This window comes from Streptomyces sp. NPDC015139 (assembly GCF_043079785.1).
GTDB classification, from domain to species: Bacteria; Actinomycetota; Actinomycetes; order Streptomycetales; family Streptomycetaceae; genus Streptomyces; species Streptomyces albidocamelliae.
Genome location: NZ_JBIBUW010000015.1, coordinates 80,775 through 99,188, shown reverse-complemented (window position 1 = coordinate 99,188; position 18,414 = coordinate 80,775). Strand labels below are relative to the sequence as shown.

Genomic DNA, 18,414 nt, shown 5'->3' with positions numbered 1-18,414 from the left:
CGAGGGAGAGCCCCACGTGACCATCGCGCCAGCCGACCCGGCTTCAGTCAGCGAGCTGAAGACCGACGGTCCCGGTGCCGCGCTGCTGCGGACCCTGACCGAGCTGACCGCCGACCTCCCCGACGCCGACCCCGGCCGGGTCGCCGCCGCCGCGCTGCGCGGCCGGTCCGCTCGGGCCGACGAGGCGGAGTTGCGCGAGCTGGCCACGGAGGCGGCCGCCGGCCTGATCTCCGAGGACCCCGCCTACTCCCGGCTGGCCGCCCGACTGCTGACCCTCGCCATCCGCGAGGAGGCCGCCTCGCAGGGCGTCACCTCGTTCACCGAGTCCGTGGCCGTGGGACACCGGGAGGGGCTCATCGCGGACCGGACCGCCGAGTTCGTCCGGCTGCACGCCGGGCGGCTGGACGCGCTGGTCGACCGGGCCGCCGACGACCGCTTCGGCTACTTCGGCCTGCGCACCCTGCACAGCCGCTACCTGCTGCGGCACCCCTTCACCCGCAAGGTCGTCGAGACGCCCCAGCACTTCATGCTGCGGGTCGCCGCCGGTCTGGCCGAGGACGACACCACCCGCTCGGTGGACGAGGTCGCCGCGCTCTACAGGCTCATGAGCCGCCTCGACTACCTGCCGTCCTCCCCCACCCTGTTCAACTCCGGTACGCGGCACCCGCAGATGTCGTCCTGCTACCTGCTGGACTCCCCGCTGGACGAGCTGGACTCCATCTACGACCGCTACCACCAGGTCGCGCGGCTCTCCAAGCACGCCGGCGGCATCGGTCTGTCGTACTCCCGGATCCGCAGCCGCGGTTCGCTGATCCGCGGCACCAACGGGCACTCCAACGGCATCGTCCCGTTCCTGAAGACCCTGGACGCCTCGGTGGCCGCGGTGAACCAGGGCGGCCGGCGCAAGGGCGCGGCCGCGGTGTACCTGGAGACCTGGCACTCCGACATCGAGGAGTTCCTGGAGCTGCGGGACAACACCGGTGAGGACGCCCGCCGTACGCACAACCTGAACCTGGCGCACTGGATCCCGGACGAGTTCATGCGCCGCGTCAACGCCGACGAGCAGTGGTCGCTGTTCTCCCCGGCGGACGTGCCCGAGCTGGTGGACCTGTGGGGCGCGGAGTTCGACGCCGCGTACCGCGAGGCCGAGGCCGCCGGGCTGGCCCGGAAGACCATCCCGGCCCGTGACCTGTACGGCCGCATGATGCGCACGCTGGCCCAGACCGGCAACGGCTGGATGACCTTCAAGGACGCGGCCAACCGCACCGCCAACCAGACGGCCGAGCCGGGCCACGTCGTCCACTCCTCGAACCTCTGCACGGAGATCCTGGAGGTCACGGACGACGGCGAGACCGCGGTCTGCAACCTGGGCTCGGTCAACCTGGGCGCCTTCGTCGCCGACGGCGACATCGACTGGGAGCGGCTGGACGAGACGGTCCGCACCGCCGTCACCTTCCTCGACCGCGTCGTGGACATCAACTTCTACCCGACCGAGCAGGCGGGCCGCTCCAACGCCAGGTGGCGGCCGGTGGGCCTCGGCGCGATGGGTCTGCAGGACGTCTTCTTCAAGCTGCGGCTGCCCTTCGACTCCCCCGAGGCCAAGGCCCTGTCGACGCGGATCGCCGAGCGCATCATGCTGGCCGCGTACGAGGCCTCCGCCGACCTCGCCGAGCGCAACGGCCCGCTGCCGGCGTGGGAGAAGACCCGTACCGCCCGCGGTGTGCTGCACCCCGACCACTACGGCGTGGAGCCGGCCTGGCCGGAGCGCTGGGCGGCGCTGCGCGAGCGGATCGCCTCGGTCGGCATGCGCAACTCGCTGCTCCTCGCCATCGCCCCGACCGCCACCATCGCCTCCATCGCGGGCGTCTACGAGTGCATCGAGCCGCAGGTCTCCAACCTGTTCAAGCGCGAGACGCTGTCGGGTGAGTTCCTCCAGGTCAACTCCTACCTGGTGCGGGACCTGAAGGACCTGGGCGTGTGGGACGCGCGCACCCGCGAGGCGCTGCGCGAGTCCAACGGCTCGGTGCAGGACTTCGCCTGGATCCCGGCGGACGTGCGGCAGCTGTACCGCACCGCCTGGGAGATCCCGCAGCGCGGCCTCATCGACATGGCCGCGGCGCGTACCCCGTACCTGGATCAGGCACAGTCGCTGAACCTGTTCCTGGAGACGCCGACCATCGGCAAGCTCTCCTCGATGTACGCGTACGCCTGGAAGTCGGGCCTGAAGACGACGTACTACCTGCGCTCCCGCCCGGCGACGCGGATCGCCCGGGCCGCCCAGGCCCAGGCGCAGACCCAGGCGCCCATCCCCGTCCAGCAGGTCGCCGAGCCCGACGCGGTCGCCTGCTCCCTTGAGAACCCCGAGTCCTGCGAGGCCTGCCAGTGATGACCACCCGTAACCAGAACCTCCTCGACCCGGGCTTCGAGCTGACCCTGCGTCCCATGCGCTACCCGGACTTCTACGAGCGCTACCGGGACGCCATCAAGAACACCTGGACCGTGGAGGAGGTCGACCTGCACTCGGACGTGGCCGACCTCGCGAAGCTGTCCCCGGAGGAGCAGCACCTGATCGGCCGGCTGGTCGCGTTCTTCGCGACGGGCGACTCGATCGTCGCGAACAACCTGGTGCTGACGCTGTACAAGCACATCAACTCCCCGGAGGCGCGCCTGTACCTGTCGCGCCAGCTTTTCGAGGAGGCCGTGCACGTCCAGTTCTATCTGACGCTGCTCGACACCTACCTTCCCGACCCGGAGGACCGGGCCGCCGCCTTCGCCGCCGTGGAGAACATCCCGTCGATCCGCGAGAAGGCCGGGTTCTGCTTCAAGTGGATCAACGAGGTGGAGAAGCTGGACCGCCTCGAGTCGAAGGCGGACCGCCGCCGCTTCCTGCTCAATCTGATCTGCTTCGCCGCGTGCATCGAGGGACTGTTCTTCTACGGCGCCTTCGCGTACGTCTACTGGTTCCGCAGCCGGGGTCTGCTGCACGGTCTCGCCACGGGCACCAACTGGGTGTTCCGCGACGAGACGATGCACATGTCCTTCGCCTTCGAGGTGGTCGACACCGTCCGCAAGGAGGAGCCGGACCTGTTCGACGACGAGCTCCAGCAGCAGGTCGTCGGCATGCTGCGGGAGGCCGTCGAGGCGGAGTTGCAGTTCGCGCGCGACCTGTGCGGTGACGGCCTGCCCGGCATGAACACCGACTCCATGCGCCAGTACCTGGAGTGCGTCGCCGACCAGCGTCTGACGCGTCTCGGCTTCGCCCCGGTGTACGGCTCGGAGAACCCCTTCTCCTTCATGGAGCTGCAGGGCGTCCAGGAGCTGACGAACTTCTTCGAGCGCCGCCCGTCCGCGTACCAGGTCGCCGTGGAGGGCACGGTCGACTTCGACGAGGACTTCTGAACCAACCGCCCTCAGGCGGCGCGGGTGGCGCCGTGGTGACGGCGGGACTTGACGGCCCTGCGGGGGGCCGGCGGCTGCGGGGACGCGGCCGCCGGCCGCCGCCCGCTGCGCTCGGCCTCCCTGAGCTGCCGGTCGATGCGCCGGTCGCGCACGATGCCGAGCACGGACGGGAGAACCAGCAGGAGCAGGATCCCGAGGGTGGCGGTCATTCCGATCAGGCCTTCGATCTGGTTTCCGTTCATGGACACTACTGTCGCGCCGAATGCTCCTTACCGTGAGTGGCAGGACTGCCGCAGACCCTCGAATTACTGCCATCGACGAGGCACACTGGCAGCATGCTGAAGAACGTGGCCGCAGTACTGCTGGACGGGGTGCACCCCTTCGAGCTGGGTGTCGTGTGCGAGGTGTTCGGCATCGACCGCAGCGACGAGGGGCTGCCGGTGTACGACTTCGCGGTGGTCTCGGCGGAGGGGCCGACGCTGAGCACGCATGTCGGCGGGCTCTCCGTGTCGACGCCGTACGGCCTGGACCGGCTGGAGGAGGCCGACCTGATCGCCGTGCCCGCCGGGGCCGACTACGTCGTGCGGGACTATCCGCCCGCGCTGCTCGACGCCCTGGTGCGGGCCGTGGAGCGGGGCACCCGGGTGCTCAGCGTGTGCTCGGGCGTCTTCGTGCTCGGCGCGGCCGGACTGCTCGACGGGCGCCGGTGCAGTGTGCACTGGCGGCAGGCCGGGGAGTTGGCGGTGCGCAATCCGCGGGCGGTCATCGAGCCGGACGTCCTCTACGTCGACGAGGACCCGGTCATCACCTCCGCCGGCACCGCCGCCGGGATCGACGCCTGTCTGCACCTGGTGCGCAAGGAACAGGGTCCGGAGGTCGCCAACAAGATCGCCCGCCGGATGGTGGTGCCGCCGCACCGGGACGGCGGACAGGCGCAGTACATCGAGCGGCCGCTGCCGCGGACCTCGTGCGACACCGTCGGGGAGGTCCTGGTGTGGATGGAGGAGCACCTCGACCAGGAGGTGACCGTGGAGCAGCTCGCCGCCCGCGCCCACATGTCGCCGCGCACCTTCGCTCGCCGGTTCCAGCAGGAGACGGGGACCACGCCCTACCGGTGGATCCTTCGCCAACGGGTGCTGTTGGCCCAGGAGTTGCTGGAGGGGTCGGACGAGACGATGGACGCGATCGCCTGGCGCACCGGGTTCGGCACGGCGGCCGCGCTGCGGCACCAGTTCGTCCGGGCGATCGGGACGACCCCGAACGCCTACCGGCGCGCGTTCCGGGGCCCGCAGGCCGCCTGAGCGCGCGCCGGTATCAGGCGCCCTACCAGGGCATCGCCCGCAGGCGCAGGTCGTGCGGACGGAGCGTGATGCCCACGCGTGTGCTGTCGTTCGACCCGCCGACCTGCTCGAAGCGGTACTTCGCCGAGATCGCCGCGGTGATCAGGCTCAGCTGGGTCATGGAGAAGTGGTCGCTCGGGCACTTGCGGTTGCCCACGCTGAACGGGCTCATCGCGTACTTCGGCACGTCCTTGGCCCGCTCGGGCCGCCAGCGGTCGGGGTCGAAGTCGAGGTGGCCCTCGTAGGAGCGGGCGTCCCGCTGGATCGCGTACGGGCTGTAGACGATGTCGGCCCCGGCCGGAATGCGATAGCCGCCGAGCGCGGTGTCGGTCACCGCGCGCCGCGTCAAAATCCATACGGCGGGCCTGAGCCGCATGGCCTCGACCACGACATTGTTCGTGTGCGTCAGTGAGCGGACGTGCTCGAATCCGACGGGTCGGCCACCGGTCACGGATTCGACCTCGGTCCGTACCTTCTCGGCGTGTTCCGGATGTTCCGCGAGGACCTGGAGCAGCCACATGATCGTGGACGCGACTGTTTCGCTTCCGGGGGTGAGTATCGCGACGACCTGGTCGTGGATCTCCTGTTCCCCGATGGGGTCGCCATTGTCGTCCTTCGCCTCCAGCAATGCCGTCAGCAAATCGTCCGGCTTTTGACCAGATGCCCTCCGCTCGGCGACGATCTCGTCGACCAGCAGATGCAAATCGGCCAGTGCCCGGTTGAATTCACGGTTGGCCGGGAACGGCAGCCGGTACAGCGGTCCCAGCGGAACCACCATCCTCCGGTACATGCCGCGGAAGACGGTGGCGAGGTCGTTGCTGAGCCGCTCGGCACGCTCGTCCATGTACTCGCCGCGCAGCAGGCAGCGGGCGGCGATGCGGACGGCGACCCGGAAGGACTCCGAGGTGCAGTCGATGGTCTCGCCTGGCCGCCAGCGCACGGTCAGCGCGTGCGCCTCCTCCTCCATCACCGGCCCGTAGTCCGGGATCGCGTCGAGCCGGAACGCGGGCTGGATGGTGCGCCGCTGACGCCGGTGCCGGGGGCCGTTGGCGGTGGCCACGCCCTCCTTGCCGAGCAGTCCCTCGAGGGACTCCCACAGGGGTCCGTCGATCTTGAAGTCGGGGCTCAGGGCCAGTGCGCCGGTGAGCGCCGGCGTGGTGACGGCGTACACCGTCTTGGGGCCGAGCCTCAGGCGTACGACGTCGCCGTGCCGGCCCAGCCCGGACATGAACGCGAGCGGGTCGCGGACCAGCTTCAGGCCGTGCCCGAGGCCCGGCACCGCGCCCCCGGCCAGCGGGGGCTCCCGCAGCTCCGCCGCCTCGGGGGCCACGGGCTTCACAGACTCGACGGTCATTTCTCACCTGCCGCTTCGTTGGTGACGTACGGGGGCGTGGACCGGTCGTCCCAGCTGTCGACCATGTACCGGCCGGACTCGTGGTGGAACCAGTAGACGGAGCTGAACCAGTCGCGCATATTGCCGACGCAGGCGCGGACGGCGGCGCTCAATTCCTTGCCGCTCACCGTACCGTCGTCGATTTCGTCGGCGAGCCGGAGGGCGTCCTGTTCGGCCACGACGAATTCGTCGACGCATTTCTCGACGCGCCGCCTCATTTCGTCCACGGCTTCTTCGAGAGTCAGCCCCTCGTGTGTGATGAGACTGATTCCGAGATTGTGGACCTCGTCGCCCGCTATTTCCTTGGGCAGTGAGCACAGGTCGTTGTACCAGGCGGCGAATTCCTGACTCAGCAGTGCGGCCCGGCGGTACGCGGGTTTCTTCCTCACCACGTCCGGAAGTTCACACCCGGCGCTCGGCTCCAGTAGGTCCGTCCATATCCAGTGCGCGAAGGTGTGGCGGCGCAGGGCGAGGTATTCCTCGACGCCGGGCACATATCCCTCGGTGCGGTTGCGGAACTCGCGGTCGTACGCCTCGATCACCGAGTGGAAGTGCCGGGCGAACCGCTGGTTCCAGGTGCGGGGCAGGAACCCGTACAGCCGCAGCACGCTGTCGGCGAACCCGGCGACCAGCGGGTCCGGGTGGCGCAGGTGGTGCCCCGGCGCGTCGAGCGCCGCGTGCAGGCGGTACCGCAGCCGCCGCCACTCGCCGGCCCGTCCGTGCACCACGTGGCGGTCGTGCCGGTCGTCCCAGACGAAGAACCAGGCGCTGTAGTCGGCTATGGCCTGCAGGACCTCGTCGGGGGCGCCGATGTAGTACCCCGCCATGAGGTCGGTGTAGCAAAGTCCGTCGGCATATTCGTGCACCTTGTCCGCCGGCATGAGCCGTTTTTCCAGCAGCCAGTGCCGCGTCTTCTCCTGTAGTCGCGGCCAATACGGATGCAGTTGCCGGGGAAAGGCGGACTCGATCACCGGGAGTGCCAGTGAGGGTGGGACCACCACCGCCGTCGGTGTCGCTGTGGTGCTGTGTGGGAAAGCTTGCACAGAACAAACCCCTCTCAGCCGCCAGGAGCGTACGCCCCTCCCGTCGTGCCGGGCGTGCGCCGTTGCGTATCCCGCACTTACATTCAGCACCACAACTGACCGTCGTGGGAACGGATTTGCTCCACTCACTACCCCAAGGTGCCGAGAATCTCCCCTTGCGTGACCGATTGGGGATCGCCGGGAGGACGGAAGCGACCGGATGTACGACGCACGGACGTGCGAACCGCACCCATGGCAAGGGCGCCCGGCCGGGAGTGATCCCGGCCGGGCGCCCCTACTGCCGTGCGCCGACTAGTCGTTGGCGACCACGGGGTAGCGTGGCTCGTTCTCGGCCATCTGCCGCAGCGCGTCCTTGCGGTCCCGCTTGGACAGCCGGTCGATGTAGAGGTAGCCGTAGAGGTGGTCGGTCTCGTGCTGCAAACAGCGTGCGAAGTAGCCGGTGCCCCGGACCTTGATCGGGTTGCCCTTCTCGTCCTGGCCGGTCACCTCGGCGTAGTCGGGGCGCGCGAGCGGCGCGTACGCGGTCGGCACCGACAGGCAGCCCTCGTTGCTGTCGTCCAGCCGGCGCTGCTCGGCGGGCAGCTCCACGAGCTTCGGGTTGCACACCACACCGACGTGCCGCTCGCCCTCGTCGTCGGGGCAGTCGTACACGAAGACCTTCAGGTCGACCCCGATCTGGTTCGCGGCCAGGCCCACGCCCTCGGCGGTGCGCTGGCTCGCGAACATGTCCGCGACCAGCTGCTGCAGCTCCTCGCCGAACTCGGTGACGTCCTTGCACTCCTTGTGCAGCACCGGGTTGCCGACGACCGTGATCGGGCGCGAGGTCCCGCGCTCCCGCCAGGCCGTCTCGCGCTCCTCGCAGTCCTCCGTGTCCACGACGTAGCCCTCGTCGTCGACGGGGAGCACGCCCGCGTGCTGCTGATCGGTGTCCTGCTGCGCCATGACCGACGTATGCCTTCCTGCAAGCCTGGAAATTTCTGCGAGTACAGCCTAAAGGCGGCTGGTCACGGGCGGCTCAGCAAACCTCTTCGAGATCCCGCCAGTCCCGCGAGTCCGGGCTGTCGGCGACCCACCCGTCCAGCAGACCCCGGACCAGCGAGGCCGGCGCCGCGACCCCGCACTCCCGCTCCGGGACCCACAGCTGTCCGTCCGTCCGGTGCCCCAGCGGCCCGGGATGGCCCGGCTCGCTGTGGTCGTGCGGGTCCAGGTGCACCCCTTCGCCCTCGTCCGACGGCATCCGCGACTCCGAGCACATCCGGCACAGCAGCCGTACCGACGAGGACCAGTCCTCGGCGGCGAACCCCGCGTCGGCCGCCAGCTGCTCCAGCGCGTCCCGGTCCGCCTCCGTGGCCGCCTCCAGCAGGACCACCCAGGTGGGGACGGGGGACGGCGCCCACAGCTCGATCTCGTCGAAGACGGGGTAGCTGTGCCCGGTGGACGTCGTGCGCTCGCCGTGCGGGACGCCGTCGTGCAGCACGACCTCGCCCCAGCGGCGTCCGGAGGAGGGAAGCGGGATGGACAGCACCTCCATCCGCGCCGGGTCCAGCCTGCGGCCCCACACGACCTCGGCCTCGCCCTCCGGGGAGAGCCGTACGGCCGCGCTGCCCAGCTCCATGCCCACCGGCTCGCCGGAGACGGGGGCGCCGAGACCGCCCTTCGGCCGCGAGGACCCGCCGGGCACCTTCAGCCCGTACGCCTGCCAGGCGCGCCGGGCCAGCGGCCAGTCCTGCAGGGCGGTGGCGGCGATGCCGACGTTCCACCAGTCGGGGGCGCCGGCCTCCCGGTCCAGCAGGGCGACCGCCCGCAGACCGGCGGCCCGGGCCTGCTCCCAGTCGTGCCGGAACTTGTGCAGCAGGGCGAGGTTGAACCAGGACTCCGCCAGCCAGGGCTCCAGGTCGGCGGCGCGTGTCAGCAGCTCGCCCGCGTCCTCGTACCGGCCGTCGCCGATCAGGGTGAACGCGCGGTCGGTGGCCTGCCGCCAGGAGGCGGAGGGCCGGTGCCGTCCCTTGCCGAAGATCCTCACGATTCCCGCCTGCCAGTTCCAGTTCCGCTCAGTGGGCTGGCTTGTGCCCCCGGACACCCTCTCCCTCGCATCCAACCACGTGCGGTGGGAAAGGCGCTCATTACCCATGGGTTACCCAGCCGCGGACGGGGTCAGACAGTGCCGTGCGTCTCCCGCCGCCCCCGGCCGGCCCGCTCTCGCCCCGTCCCCGCGGCTGGGCGAGGACCCGCGCGAGCGACTCCACGATCTCCGGAGCGTAGTCCCCGGCGGTGCCGAGGCGCAGTTCCTCCAGCGCACGCAGCGGCCCCTCGGGTCCGGTACCCCGGGTCTTCTCCTCGTAGGCGTTCACGGCCCGGACGATCCGCGCGGCGACCGGCTGCTCACGGCAGGGGTCGGCCTGCCGCTCGACGACGACCGCGACGGCCGCGTCCACGCCGGTCTGCCGGACGACGGCACCGCCGAGCAGGGCGATCCGCCGCTGCTCCTCGTCCGGCAGGTCCGCGGTGGCACCGGCCGGGACCGGGTCGACCAGGCTGAGCTGGCCGATGTCGTGCATGAGGGCCGCGTACTCCAGGACGGTCAGTTCGGGGCCGGCCAGGCCGAGGTCCCGGCCGACGGCCAGGCTGAGCGCGGCGACCCGGTGGGCGTGGCCGGCGGGGGTGTACCCGGCGATCTCCGTGGCGCGGGCGAGGGAGGCGATGGTCTGCCGGTAGGTGGCGCGGACGGCCGCGTGCCGGCGGACGGACAGCTGGGTGAGGAGCAGGGGCAGGCAGAAGACGGGCAGCGCCCACAGACCGGCGACGGCGACCCCGAGGGCCATCACCGCGCCGGTCGCGCAGACGGCGGAGCCGATGCCGAGCAGCCCGTGCAGTTCCTCGCGCAGCAGCGGGCCGAACGGCCAGCGGGTGCGGAAGTGGGCCAGGGCGGCGGCCAGCACGGCGTCGCAGAGCGCGCTGAGGCTGAGCAGGGTGACGAGGAGCAGGGCGTAGGCGGGGCCGTCCCAGGAGTCGAACACTCCCCGGTTGTAGAGGGGCTGGAAGCAGACGGCGGCGAAGCCGACGGTGAGGACGCGGCGGGCCAGGTGATCTCGGGTGGGCGTGCTGCCGGACCAGATGTGCGGGACGGCGCCGAGCAGGGCGGCGGTGAGGACCACGGTGACGACCTGGGCGGCGCCGTGCTGCGTGGGCCGCCCGGCGTCGGCGCCCAGCAGGGCGTACGACAGCGATCCGGCGGCGCCGAGGGGCGCGGCCTGCCGGCCGGGGGAGGCTCCCCAGCGGGTCAGCTCGCCGACGGCGATGAGCACGCCGAAGGCGAGCGCGACGCCCCTTTCCTGGAGGCCGCTCGCCAGGGTGAGGGCCAGGCAGCCGGTCGCGACGAGGGCGGCGGCGCCGTGGACGAGCCGCAGGGGGGCCGTCATCGGGGCGTCCCGGTGCCGGCCGGCCGCTGCCGGGGTGCCCCGCCGTGGGCGGGCTCGTCGGCGGTGACCGCGGGATGCCAGCCGTGGCGGCGCAGGGCGCGCACGAGCGCGGCGACCATGCGGGGGTCGAAATGGGAGCCGGCGCAGCGCTCCAGCTCGGCCACCGCGGCGGGGACCGGCCGGGCCCGGCTGTAGGACCGGGTGGAGGTCATCGCGTCGAAGGCGTCCGCGACGGCCACGACGCGGGCGCACTCGGGGATCCGGGTGCCGGCGAGACCGTACGGGTAACCGCTGCCGTCGAGGCGCTCGTGGTGGTGCAGGATCGCGGCGCGGGCCTCGCCGAGGAAGGAGATCCCACGCACCATCTCGTGGCCGTACTCGGGGTGCAGCTCGATGATCCGGCGTTCCTCGGGGGTCAGCGGGCCGTCCTTGCGCAGCAGCCGGGTGGGGACGCCCAGCTTGCCGACGTCGTGCAGGATGCCGGCGAAGCGCAGCACCTCGACGCGTTCGTCGTCCATGCCGAGTTCGCGGGCGATCAGCACGGAGGCCTGTCCGACGCGTTCGCTGTGGCCGCGCGTGTAGCCGTCCTTGATGTCGACGGCCTGCACCAGGGCGCGGATGGTGGCCTGGTGCGCGGCGCGTTCGCGGTGGTACTGGGCGAACACCCACCAGGAGACGCACATCGGCAGCAGCACGAGCAGCGCGGCGACGGGGCCGTACGGGCTGCGCCACAGGACGGCCATCATCAGCCCGGCGAGTCCGTGCACGGCGACCGGCGCGAGCGCGCGGGAGAGCAGCCCGCGCCAGGTCCGGCGCGCGGGCGCGCTCCCCCGCCCGGCGGGCGCGGGCACGCCCACGGTGAGGGCGAGGATGCCGCCGTCGAGGACGGTGAGGATCAGGCAGAACGCGAGGACGGCCGCGCCGGCGGGCAGCAGCGCGTAGGGGAAGTCGCAGTCGACGACGGCGTCCCGCCCGCCGAGCGCCCGGTGGACGTGGGCGGCGCCCCACACGGCCAGCGAGGGCTGTGCGGCGCGCCAGACGCGCCGCAGCGGCGCCGGCCGGTGCTCCCCGCGCGCGAACAGCGCGGCAGGCAGCGGAACGAGCGCGGCGGCGGGTGGGGGCAGCAGGAACGCTCCGGCCAGGAGGACCGGGTAGAAGGTGCCGCCGAAACGGCGGCCCACAAGGTGCTCACAGGCCGCGTAGAGCGCCGCGAGCAGGCCGATCGCCCACCAGGGGGCGTGCGTCCTCGGCAGCGGCAGGACGCAGAGCGCGGACAGCAGGGCGACGCAGGCCACATAGCCGCGAGCCCTCGCCGGTACCGCCTCCATCGCGCCCCTTCCCCGACCGTGCCCGTCCAGGCTCGGAGCCTAGGACGGGTGGGGAGGGAGGCAGGGCCTATGACCTGAGGATTAGCACGTTCGGGTGATGACCCGGCGGTCAGCTCTCCTGGGCGGTGGCGGTGACGTCGTGCTCCGGCACGGTCTGGCCCGAGCGGATCAGGTCGATCCGCCCCATGACCTTGGCGCGCAGGTCGGAGGGGACGTCGTCATGGCCGCAGCACCGCTTGACGAGCTTCTTCACGGCCTGCTCCAGGCCGTACTTCTCCAGGCACGGCGAGCATTCCTCGAAGTGGTGCTGGAACTTGTCGCGGTCGACGTCCGGCATCTCACTGTCGAGGAACTCGTACAGATGGTCCAGGACCTCACTGCAGTCCGTCTCGTGCGGCTCTCCGCAGCTCATGAGCCCGAGCCTTTCGCTTCGTTCGACTCCCCGGCGCCGGCGGGCACCAGCCCGCGCTCACGGGCGTAGTCCTCCAGCATGCCGCGCAGCTGACGGCGGCCCCGGTGCAGCCGGGACATCACCGTACCGATGGGTGTCCCCATGATGTCCGCGATCTCCTTGTAGGCAAACCCCTCGACGTCCGCGAGATAGACGGCGATGCGGAACTCCTCGGGGATCGCCTGCAGCGCTTCCTTCACGTCCGAGTCGGGCAGGTGGTCGAGCGCCTGCGACTCGGCGGAGCGCAGACCGGTCGACATGTGCGACTCGGCACGGGCGAGCTGCCAGTCCTCGATCTCCTCCGCGGCGGAGCGCTGGGGCTCACGCTGCTTCTTGCGGTAGGAGTTGATGAACGTGTTGGTGAGGATCCGGTACAGCCACGCCTTGAGGTTGGTGCCCTCGCGGAACTGGTGGAAGGACGCGTAGGCCTTGGCGTACGTCTCCTGCACCAGGTCCTCGGCGTCGGCCGGATTGCGCGTCATGCGCAGCGCGGCCGAGTACATCTGGTCGAGGAATTCGAGCGCGTCTCGCTCGAAGCGCGCACTGCGCTCCGCGGTGGACTCGGAGGACTCCTCCGCGCTCACGCCCTGGCCCTCGGGCAGCTCCGCCTGACCGTTGTCGGTCCCTGCGTCGGTACCGGTGACCGGACCCACCTCCTCAAGATCCCGGGCAGGACCGAAACCGGTCCTACTCGTTTCGGAGGATAGAACACCACCCGGGCCCGCCGCCCCTCGAATAGGGGTGGCCTTGGCCGCGTGCAGCACCGTCCAGTCCAGGTCAGTACGGCTGCTGCGGCTCGGGCAGATGGTCGAACCCATGCGGCGGACTTCCTTTCCCACGACGTCGGTGCCGAGGCCTCAGCACTTCTGTCCGCCACAACAGCGATGCGTCGCGCAGCATTCCCGGGGGTCACCCGAGTGACCCGGCCCACTCCACGACACTCTCCGTGACGATCTCCAGGGCGCGTTCCTGGGTGATCTCCGCGCGCTTGGGGACCGCGAACCCGTGGTCGCCGTGCGGTACCTCGACGAGTGCGAAGTCACCCTGCGGGAACTCCGCCGGTCTTCCGAACGGATCGTTGCCGCCCTGGACGACCAGCGTGGGCACCCCCGCGCCCAGCAGTTCCGCCGCGCGGGACTTCTCCGGCCTGCCCGGCGGGTGCAGCGGGAAGCTCAGCGCGAGCACGGCGTGCGCGCCGAGCTCGCCGGCGGTGCGGCAGGCGACCCGGGCGCCCGCGCTGCGCCCGCCCGAGACCACGGGCAGGCCGGGCTCCGTGAGGGCGGGCCAGAGGCCGCGCCAGCCGGCGTCCAGGGTCTTCGGCGCGGGCGCGAGCTTCTTCCCGGCCACCCGCCAGGGCTGCTCGACCAGGGCCACGCTCACGCCGTGCCCCGGCAGCTCCCGGGCGAGTGCCCGCAGGTCCCGCGCCTCGATGCCGCCGCCGGCCCCGTGGCTCACGGCCAGCACCAGCCGTGCCCTCTTCGCCCGGTGCCAGGTGATCCGGGCGTCCCCGGCCTCGGTGGCAACGGTCTGGGTCGTCATCTCGGTCCCGGTGGTCACATCAGAAGAGTGTGCCCTCCTCCGGTGCCTCCAGCTCCTTCAGCAGCTCCGGGCCGTTGTTGCGGACGTTGCTGACGGCCGTGGAGACCGGGTAGGCGCGCATCAGCCCGGCCGGCGGCGGGGCCAGCAGCTCGCGCAGCTCCTCCGGGTCGGTGCGGGCGGGGTCGAGCCAGGCGTCCCAGCGGTCCGGGGTCAGCATCAGCGGCATCCGGGGGTGGATCTCGGTGAGGGAGCGCGGGCCCTCGGCGGGGGCGACGGCCAGCGGGGTCCGCTCCGCCTCCGTGGTGATCACCGAGCAGGTGACCCACCAGGCCCGCGGGTGGTCGTCGGGCAGGGTCCGGTCGCGCCAGAACTCGTACAGCCCGGCCATGGCGAAGACCGAGCCGTCGGCGGGCAGCACGAAGTACGGCTGCTTGCGCGGGCGCTTCTTCCGGCCCTCCTCCTCCAGGTCGCGCTCCTGCTTGCCGGTGACCCACTCGAAGTAGCCGTCGGCGGGCAGGATGCAGCGGCGGGTGGCGAAGGCCCGGCGGTAGGACGGCTTCTCGTGCACGGTCTCCGCGCGGGCGTTGATCATCCGGGCGCCGCCCTCGGGCGTCTTGGCCCAGGAGGGCACCAGGCCCCACTTCAGCTTCCGCAGCTGGCGAACCGGACGGGGGGAATCCGCGTCTTTCACCGGACGGTCGAGGACGGCGTAGACCTCCTTGGTCGGCGCCACGTTGTAGTCCGGTTCCAGGGTCTCCTCCGGCTCCCACTTCTCGATCTCGAAGACTCCCGCGAGATCCTCGGGCCCACGACTCGATGCATACCGTCCGCACATACGTGCCACACTGCCAGGCCCACCCGTCCACCGACCACCGTTCCGCAGCGACGGCGCCCCGCGCCGACACCTGTTGACGACGATCAGGAGCAACGCCGCCCCATGGACAGCCTCGCCGCGACCGCGCTGCCCGACGTCTGGGACCGGCTCACCGGCACCCAGTCCGACCCCGACCTGTGGGTGGTGCTGGCCACGCTGGCCGCCGCGCTCGCCGTGGTCGTCCCCGGCACGCTGTGGCGGATATCCCGCAACGCGATCACCATCGCCCACGAGGGCGGCCACGGTCTGGTCGCCCTGCTCACCGGCCGGCAGCTCACCGGCATCCGCCTGCACTCCGACACCAGCGGGCTCACGGTCAGCCGCGGCAAGCCGTACGGCCTGGGCATGATCCTGACGGCCGCCGCCGGCTACACGGCGCCCTCGCTGCTGGGCCTGGGCGGCGCCGCCCTGCTGGCCGCCGGCCGCATCACGCTGCTGCTGTGGGCGGCGACCGCCCTGCTGGTGGTGATGCTGGTGATGATCCGCAACGCGTACGGCGTCCTGACCGTCGTCCTCACGGGCGGCGCCTTCCTGCTGGTGTCCTGGCTGACGGGCCCGCAGGTGCAGGCGGCCTTCGCGTACGCGGTCGTGTGGTTCCTGCTGTTCGGCGGGGTGCGGCCGCCGTTCGAGCTCCAGGCCAAGCGGTCCCGGGGAGGGGCCGGGGACTCGGACGCGGACCAGCTGTCCCGGCTGACGCACGTGCCGGCGGGCCTGTGGCTGTTCCTGTTCCACGCGGTGTCCCTGTGCTCGCTCATCGGTGGCGGGCGCTGGCTGCTGGAAGGTTGACCCCGGAGCCTCCTTATAAAGTGGCCCCATGGCCCCGAACACCGCATCCACCGCACTCTGGCCCGCCCCGCACGCGAGCGGAGCCGTCGACGCCACGGTCCACGTGCCGGGGTCCAAGTCGGTCACCAACCGCGCCCTCGTCCTCGCCGCCCTGGCCTCCGAGCCCGGCTGGCTGCGGCGGCCGCTGCGCTCGCGCGACACCCTGCTGATGGCCGGGGCGCTGCGCGCGATGGGCGTGGAGATCGAGGAGACGGTGTCCTCCAGCTCCTCGGGCGGCGGCGCCGGCGAAGCCTGGCGGGTGCTGCCCACGGGCCTGCGGGGCCCGGCCACCGTCGACGTCGGCAACGCCGGCACGGTGATGCGCTTCCTTCCCCCGGTGGCCGCGCTGGCCGACGGACCGATCCGCTTCGACGGCGACCCGCGGTCGTACGAGCGTCCCCTGCACGGGGTGATCGACGCGCTGCGTCATCTCGGTGCCCGGATCGACGACGACGGCCGGGGCGCGCTGCCGCTGACCGTGCACGGCGGCGGGGCCCTGGACGGCGGGCCGGTGTCGATCGACGCCTCCTCGTCCTCCCAGTTCGTCTCGGCACTGCTGCTGTCCGGACCGCGCTTCAACCAGGGCGTCGAGGTCCGGCACACCGGCACCGCGCTGCCGTCCATGCCGCACATCCGGATGACGGTGGACATGCTGCGCGCGGTCGGCGCCCAGGTGGACACCCCGGAGTCGGGCGGCGAGCCCAACGTGTGGCGGGTGACGCCGGGCGCCCTGCTCGGCCGGGACCTGACGATCGAGCCGGACCTGTCCAACGCGCAGCCGTTCCTCGCCGCGGCCCTGATCACGGGCGGCAAGGTGCTGATCCCGGACTGGCCGGCGCGTACCACCCAGCCGGGTGACCGGCTGCGGGAGATCTTCACCGAGATGGGCGGCTCCTGCGAACTGACCGAGTACGGGCTCGCGTTCACCGGTTCGGGTGCTGTTCACGGCATCGATGTCGACCTGAGCGACGTCGGCGAGCTGACCCCGGGCATCGCGGCGGTCGCCGCGCTCGCCGACTCGCCCTCCACCCTGCGGGGCGTGGCCCACCTGCGGCTGCACGAGACGGACCGGCTGGCCGCGCTCACCAAGGAGATCAACGAACTCGGCGGCGACGTCACGGAGACGGCCGACGGCCTGCACATCCGCCCGCGCACTCTGCACGGGGGGACCTTCCACACCTACGAGGACCACCGCATGGCCACCGCCGGTGCGATCATCGGCCTGGCCGTCGAGGGTGTGCGGATCGAGAACGTGGCGACCACGGCCAAGACGCTGCCGGACTTCCCCGAGCTGTGGGCCGGGATGCTCGGGCAGTAGGGACACGCCATGCGCCGCTACGGCAAGCACACCGACGAGGACGACATCCGCAGCCGTCCCAACCGCAAGGGCAACCGGCCGCGGACGAACATCCGGCCCAAGCACGAGGACGCGGCCGAGGGCATGGTCCTCACCGTCGACCGGGGGCGGCTGACCTGCCTGGTCGAGGACCGGATCGTGATGGCGATGAAGGCGCGTGAGCTGGGCCGCAAGGCGGCCGTGGTCGGCGACCGGGTGGCCCTGGTGGGCGACCTGTCCGGCAAGAAGGACACGCTCGCGCGGATCGTGCGCATCGCGGAGCGCGCCTCGCTGCTGCGGCGCACGGCCGACGACGACGATCCCTTCGAGCGGGTGGTCGTCGCCAACGCCGACCAGCTGGCGATCGTCACCGCGCTCGCCGACCCCGAGCCCCGCCCGCGGCTGATCGACCGCTGCCTGGTCGCGGCCTACGACGGCGGCCTGGAACCGCTGCTGGTCATGACCAAGTCGGACCTGGCCCCACCGGACAAGCTGCTGGAGCTGTACGGCGACCTCGACATCCCGTACGTCGTCACCAGCCGCGACGAGCTGGAGAACGGCGATGCGGCGGGCCGGGTGCGCGAGCTCCTGGACGGCCGGATCACAGCCTTCGTGGGCCACTCCGGCGTCGGCAAGACGACCCTGGTCAACGCGCTCGTGCCCGAGGAGCGCCGGCGTACCACGGGACATGTGAACGCGGTGACGGGCCGCGGCCGGCACACCACGACCTCGGCTCTCGCACTGCCGCTCGACGACGTGGACGGCTGGGTGGTCGACACCCCCGGCGTCCGCTCCTTCGGGCTCGCGCACATCGACCCGTCGCGGGTGATCCACGCCTTCCCCGACCTCGAACCGGGCACGGAGGGCTGTCCGCGCGCGTGCTCCCACGACGAGCCGGACTGCGCGCTGGACGCCTGGGTCGAGGAGGGGCACGCGGACCCCGCGCGGCTGTACTCCCTGCGCCGGCTGCTGGCCACGCGGGAGCGCCGGGAGGGCGACTGACCATCGCGTTGTTTGCCCGGGCCGGAGTCCGGCAAGTGCATAATCGCACCGAGCCGGAGATCCGGACCAACGGGAGGACAGCACATGGCGTGGCTGCTGGTCATAGTGGCCGGGATTCTCGAGACCGGTTTCGCCGTGTGCCTCAAGCTCTCGCACGGGTTCACCCGGCTGTGGCCGACGATCGCCTTCGCCTCGTTCGCGCTCGGCAGCTTCGGTCTGCTGACCCTCTCGCTGAAGAAGCTCGACGTCGGCCCGGCCTACGCCGTGTGGACGGGGATCGGGGCCGCGGGTACCGCGATCTACGGCATGGTCTTCCTCGGTGACCTGGTGTCGACCCTGAAGATCGTCTCGATCAGCTTCGTGATCGTCGGGGTGATCGGTCTCCAGCTCTCGGGCTCGGCCCACTGATTCACTCGTAGGGGTGGTCCGGCCGGCCCGTCGCCGTACGGCCGGCGTGCGCGCGGG

The 18,414-nt window shown here is 71.6% G+C and carries 18 protein-coding genes; 7 read left to right on the top strand and 11 right to left on the bottom strand.

Annotated features, from left to right (window positions below):
- Nucleotides 1–16 precede the first annotated feature (16 nt).
- Nucleotides 17–2,386, top strand: coding sequence for a ribonucleoside-diphosphate reductase subunit alpha (locus ACF08B_RS32380; RefSeq protein ID WP_392320639.1), 2,370 nt, complete (start codon nucleotides 17–19; stop codon nucleotides 2,384–2,386).
- Nucleotides 2,386–3,399 (top strand): ribonucleotide-diphosphate reductase subunit beta, encoded by a 1,014-nt coding sequence (locus ACF08B_RS32375; RefSeq protein ID WP_392320638.1) that lies wholly within the window; start codon nucleotides 2,386–2,388, stop codon nucleotides 3,397–3,399. Before ACF08B_RS32380 ends, ACF08B_RS32375 begins: the two co-directional genes overlap by 1 nt.
- Before the next feature lie 11 nt (nucleotides 3,400–3,410).
- On the opposite strand, the gene ACF08B_RS32370 is transcribed toward ACF08B_RS32375, so the two are convergent.
- Nucleotides 3,411–3,641: a hypothetical protein gene (locus ACF08B_RS32370; protein WP_093474840.1), complete on the bottom strand. Its 231-nt coding sequence runs from the start codon at nucleotides 3,639–3,641 to the stop codon at nucleotides 3,411–3,413.
- A gap of 93 nt (nucleotides 3,642–3,734) precedes the next feature.
- Between ACF08B_RS32370 and ACF08B_RS32365 the strand changes: the two genes are divergently transcribed.
- On the top strand, nucleotides 3,735–4,700 hold the full coding sequence (locus ACF08B_RS32365; RefSeq protein ID WP_392320637.1) for a helix-turn-helix domain-containing protein: 966 nt from the start codon (nucleotides 3,735–3,737) through the stop codon (nucleotides 4,698–4,700).
- Nucleotides 4,701–4,722: 22 nt separating this feature from the next.
- Here the strand turns inward: ACF08B_RS32365 and ACF08B_RS32360 are convergent, their stop codons facing one another.
- From ACF08B_RS32360 to ACF08B_RS32315, 10 genes are all read right to left on the bottom strand, one after another.
- Nucleotides 4,723–6,093, bottom strand: a complete 1,371-nt coding sequence (locus ACF08B_RS32360) for a cytochrome P450 (RefSeq protein WP_392320636.1) — start codon at nucleotides 6,091–6,093, stop codon at nucleotides 4,723–4,725.
- Nucleotides 6,090–7,175, bottom strand: coding sequence for an epi-isozizaene synthase (cyc1, locus tag ACF08B_RS32355; RefSeq protein ID WP_392320635.1), 1,086 nt, complete (start codon nucleotides 7,173–7,175; stop codon nucleotides 6,090–6,092). Before cyc1 ends, ACF08B_RS32360 begins: the two co-directional genes overlap by 4 nt.
- A 291-nt stretch (nucleotides 7,176–7,466) precedes the next feature.
- On the bottom strand, nucleotides 7,467–8,117 hold the full coding sequence (def, locus tag ACF08B_RS32350) for a peptide deformylase (protein ID WP_073889376.1): 651 nt from the start codon (nucleotides 8,115–8,117) through the stop codon (nucleotides 7,467–7,469).
- Nucleotides 8,118–8,190: 73 nt separating this feature from the next.
- Entirely contained in the window at nucleotides 8,191–9,198 is a 1,008-nt protein-coding gene (locus ACF08B_RS32345) for a tetratricopeptide repeat protein (protein WP_392320634.1), read from the bottom strand.
- Between the two features lie 100 nt (nucleotides 9,199–9,298).
- Nucleotides 9,299–10,594 (bottom strand): HD-GYP domain-containing protein, encoded by a 1,296-nt coding sequence (locus tag ACF08B_RS32340; RefSeq protein ID WP_392320633.1) that lies wholly within the window; start codon nucleotides 10,592–10,594, stop codon nucleotides 9,299–9,301.
- Nucleotides 10,591–11,922 carry an HD-GYP domain-containing protein gene (locus tag ACF08B_RS32335; RefSeq protein WP_392320632.1) on the bottom strand — a complete coding sequence of 444 codons (1,332 nt, stop codon included), beginning with the start codon at nucleotides 11,920–11,922 and terminating at the stop codon, nucleotides 10,591–10,593. The genes ACF08B_RS32340 and ACF08B_RS32335 overlap by 4 nt, the downstream gene beginning before the upstream one ends.
- 109 nt (nucleotides 11,923–12,031) lie before the next feature.
- A complete protein-coding gene (gene rsrA, locus ACF08B_RS32330; RefSeq protein WP_073889370.1) occupies nucleotides 12,032–12,334 on the bottom strand; it encodes a mycothiol system anti-sigma-R factor in 303 nt (100 codons plus the stop codon).
- A complete protein-coding gene (gene sigR / locus ACF08B_RS32325; protein WP_198960315.1) occupies nucleotides 12,331–13,026 on the bottom strand; it encodes an RNA polymerase sigma factor SigR in 696 nt (231 codons plus the stop codon). The genes rsrA and sigR overlap by 4 nt, the downstream gene beginning before the upstream one ends.
- Before the next feature lie 256 nt (nucleotides 13,027–13,282).
- On the bottom strand, nucleotides 13,283–13,912 hold the full coding sequence (locus tag ACF08B_RS32320; protein ID WP_392320673.1) for an alpha/beta family hydrolase: 630 nt from the start codon (nucleotides 13,910–13,912) through the stop codon (nucleotides 13,283–13,285).
- Nucleotides 13,913–13,931: 19 nt separating this feature from the next.
- Nucleotides 13,932–14,747, bottom strand: a complete 816-nt coding sequence (locus ACF08B_RS32315) for an SOS response-associated peptidase (protein ID WP_093474852.1) — start codon at nucleotides 14,745–14,747, stop codon at nucleotides 13,932–13,934.
- 102 nt (nucleotides 14,748–14,849) lie between these two features.
- On the opposite strand from ACF08B_RS32315, the gene ACF08B_RS32310 reads away from it, so the two are divergent.
- From ACF08B_RS32310 to ACF08B_RS32295, 4 genes are all read left to right on the top strand, one after another.
- The gene (locus tag ACF08B_RS32310; RefSeq protein ID WP_073889364.1) at nucleotides 14,850–15,572 is read left to right on the top strand and encodes a M50 family metallopeptidase; all 723 of its coding nucleotides are present in this window, start codon (nucleotides 14,850–14,852) and stop codon (nucleotides 15,570–15,572) included.
- Between the two features lie 28 nt (nucleotides 15,573–15,600).
- Nucleotides 15,601–16,929 (top strand): 3-phosphoshikimate 1-carboxyvinyltransferase, encoded by a 1,329-nt coding sequence (aroA, locus tag ACF08B_RS32305; protein ID WP_392320631.1) that lies wholly within the window; start codon nucleotides 15,601–15,603, stop codon nucleotides 16,927–16,929.
- A gap of 9 nt (nucleotides 16,930–16,938) precedes the next feature.
- Nucleotides 16,939–17,949 carry a ribosome small subunit-dependent GTPase A gene (gene rsgA, locus ACF08B_RS32300; RefSeq protein WP_392320630.1) on the top strand — a complete coding sequence of 337 codons (1,011 nt, stop codon included), beginning with the start codon at nucleotides 16,939–16,941 and terminating at the stop codon, nucleotides 17,947–17,949.
- A gap of 84 nt (nucleotides 17,950–18,033) precedes the next feature.
- Nucleotides 18,034–18,357, top strand: a complete 324-nt coding sequence (locus ACF08B_RS32295) for a multidrug efflux SMR transporter (RefSeq protein ID WP_073889359.1) — start codon at nucleotides 18,034–18,036, stop codon at nucleotides 18,355–18,357.
- Nucleotides 18,358–18,414 lie beyond the last annotated feature (57 nt).

Excerpts from the sequence above, each read along its gene's own strand:
- ACF08B_RS32375 (WP_392320638.1), top strand. The coding sequence starts at position 2,386 with ATGACCACCCGTAACCAGAACCTCCTCGACCCGGGCTTCGAGCTGACC.
- ACF08B_RS32370 (WP_093474840.1), bottom strand. The coding sequence starts at position 3,641 with ATGAACGGAAACCAGATCGAAGGCCTGATCGGAATGACCGCCACCCTC.
- ACF08B_RS32365 (WP_392320637.1), top strand. The coding sequence starts at position 3,735 with ATGCTGAAGAACGTGGCCGCAGTACTGCTGGACGGGGTGCACCCCTTC.
- ACF08B_RS32360 (WP_392320636.1), bottom strand. The coding sequence starts at position 6,093 with ATGACCGTCGAGTCTGTGAAGCCCGTGGCCCCCGAGGCGGCGGAGCTG.
- def (WP_073889376.1), bottom strand. The coding sequence starts at position 8,117 with ATGGCGCAGCAGGACACCGATCAGCAGCACGCGGGCGTGCTCCCCGTC.
- ACF08B_RS32340 (WP_392320633.1), bottom strand. The coding sequence starts at position 10,594 with ATGACGGCCCCCCTGCGGCTCGTCCACGGCGCCGCCGCCCTCGTCGCG.
- ACF08B_RS32335 (WP_392320632.1), bottom strand. The coding sequence starts at position 11,922 with ATGGAGGCGGTACCGGCGAGGGCTCGCGGCTATGTGGCCTGCGTCGCC.
- rsrA (WP_073889370.1), bottom strand. The coding sequence starts at position 12,334 with ATGAGCTGCGGAGAGCCGCACGAGACGGACTGCAGTGAGGTCCTGGAC.
- ACF08B_RS32320 (WP_392320673.1), bottom strand. The coding sequence starts at position 13,912 with ATGACGACCCAGACCGTTGCCACCGAGGCCGGGGACGCCCGGATCACC.
- ACF08B_RS32315 (WP_093474852.1), bottom strand. The coding sequence starts at position 14,747 with ATGTGCGGACGGTATGCATCGAGTCGTGGGCCCGAGGATCTCGCGGGA.
- ACF08B_RS32310 (WP_073889364.1), top strand. The coding sequence starts at position 14,850 with ATGGACAGCCTCGCCGCGACCGCGCTGCCCGACGTCTGGGACCGGCTC.
- aroA (WP_392320631.1), top strand. The coding sequence starts at position 15,601 with ATGGCCCCGAACACCGCATCCACCGCACTCTGGCCCGCCCCGCACGCG.
- rsgA (WP_392320630.1), top strand. The coding sequence starts at position 16,939 with ATGCGCCGCTACGGCAAGCACACCGACGAGGACGACATCCGCAGCCGT.
- ACF08B_RS32295 (WP_073889359.1), top strand. The coding sequence starts at position 18,034 with ATGGCGTGGCTGCTGGTCATAGTGGCCGGGATTCTCGAGACCGGTTTC.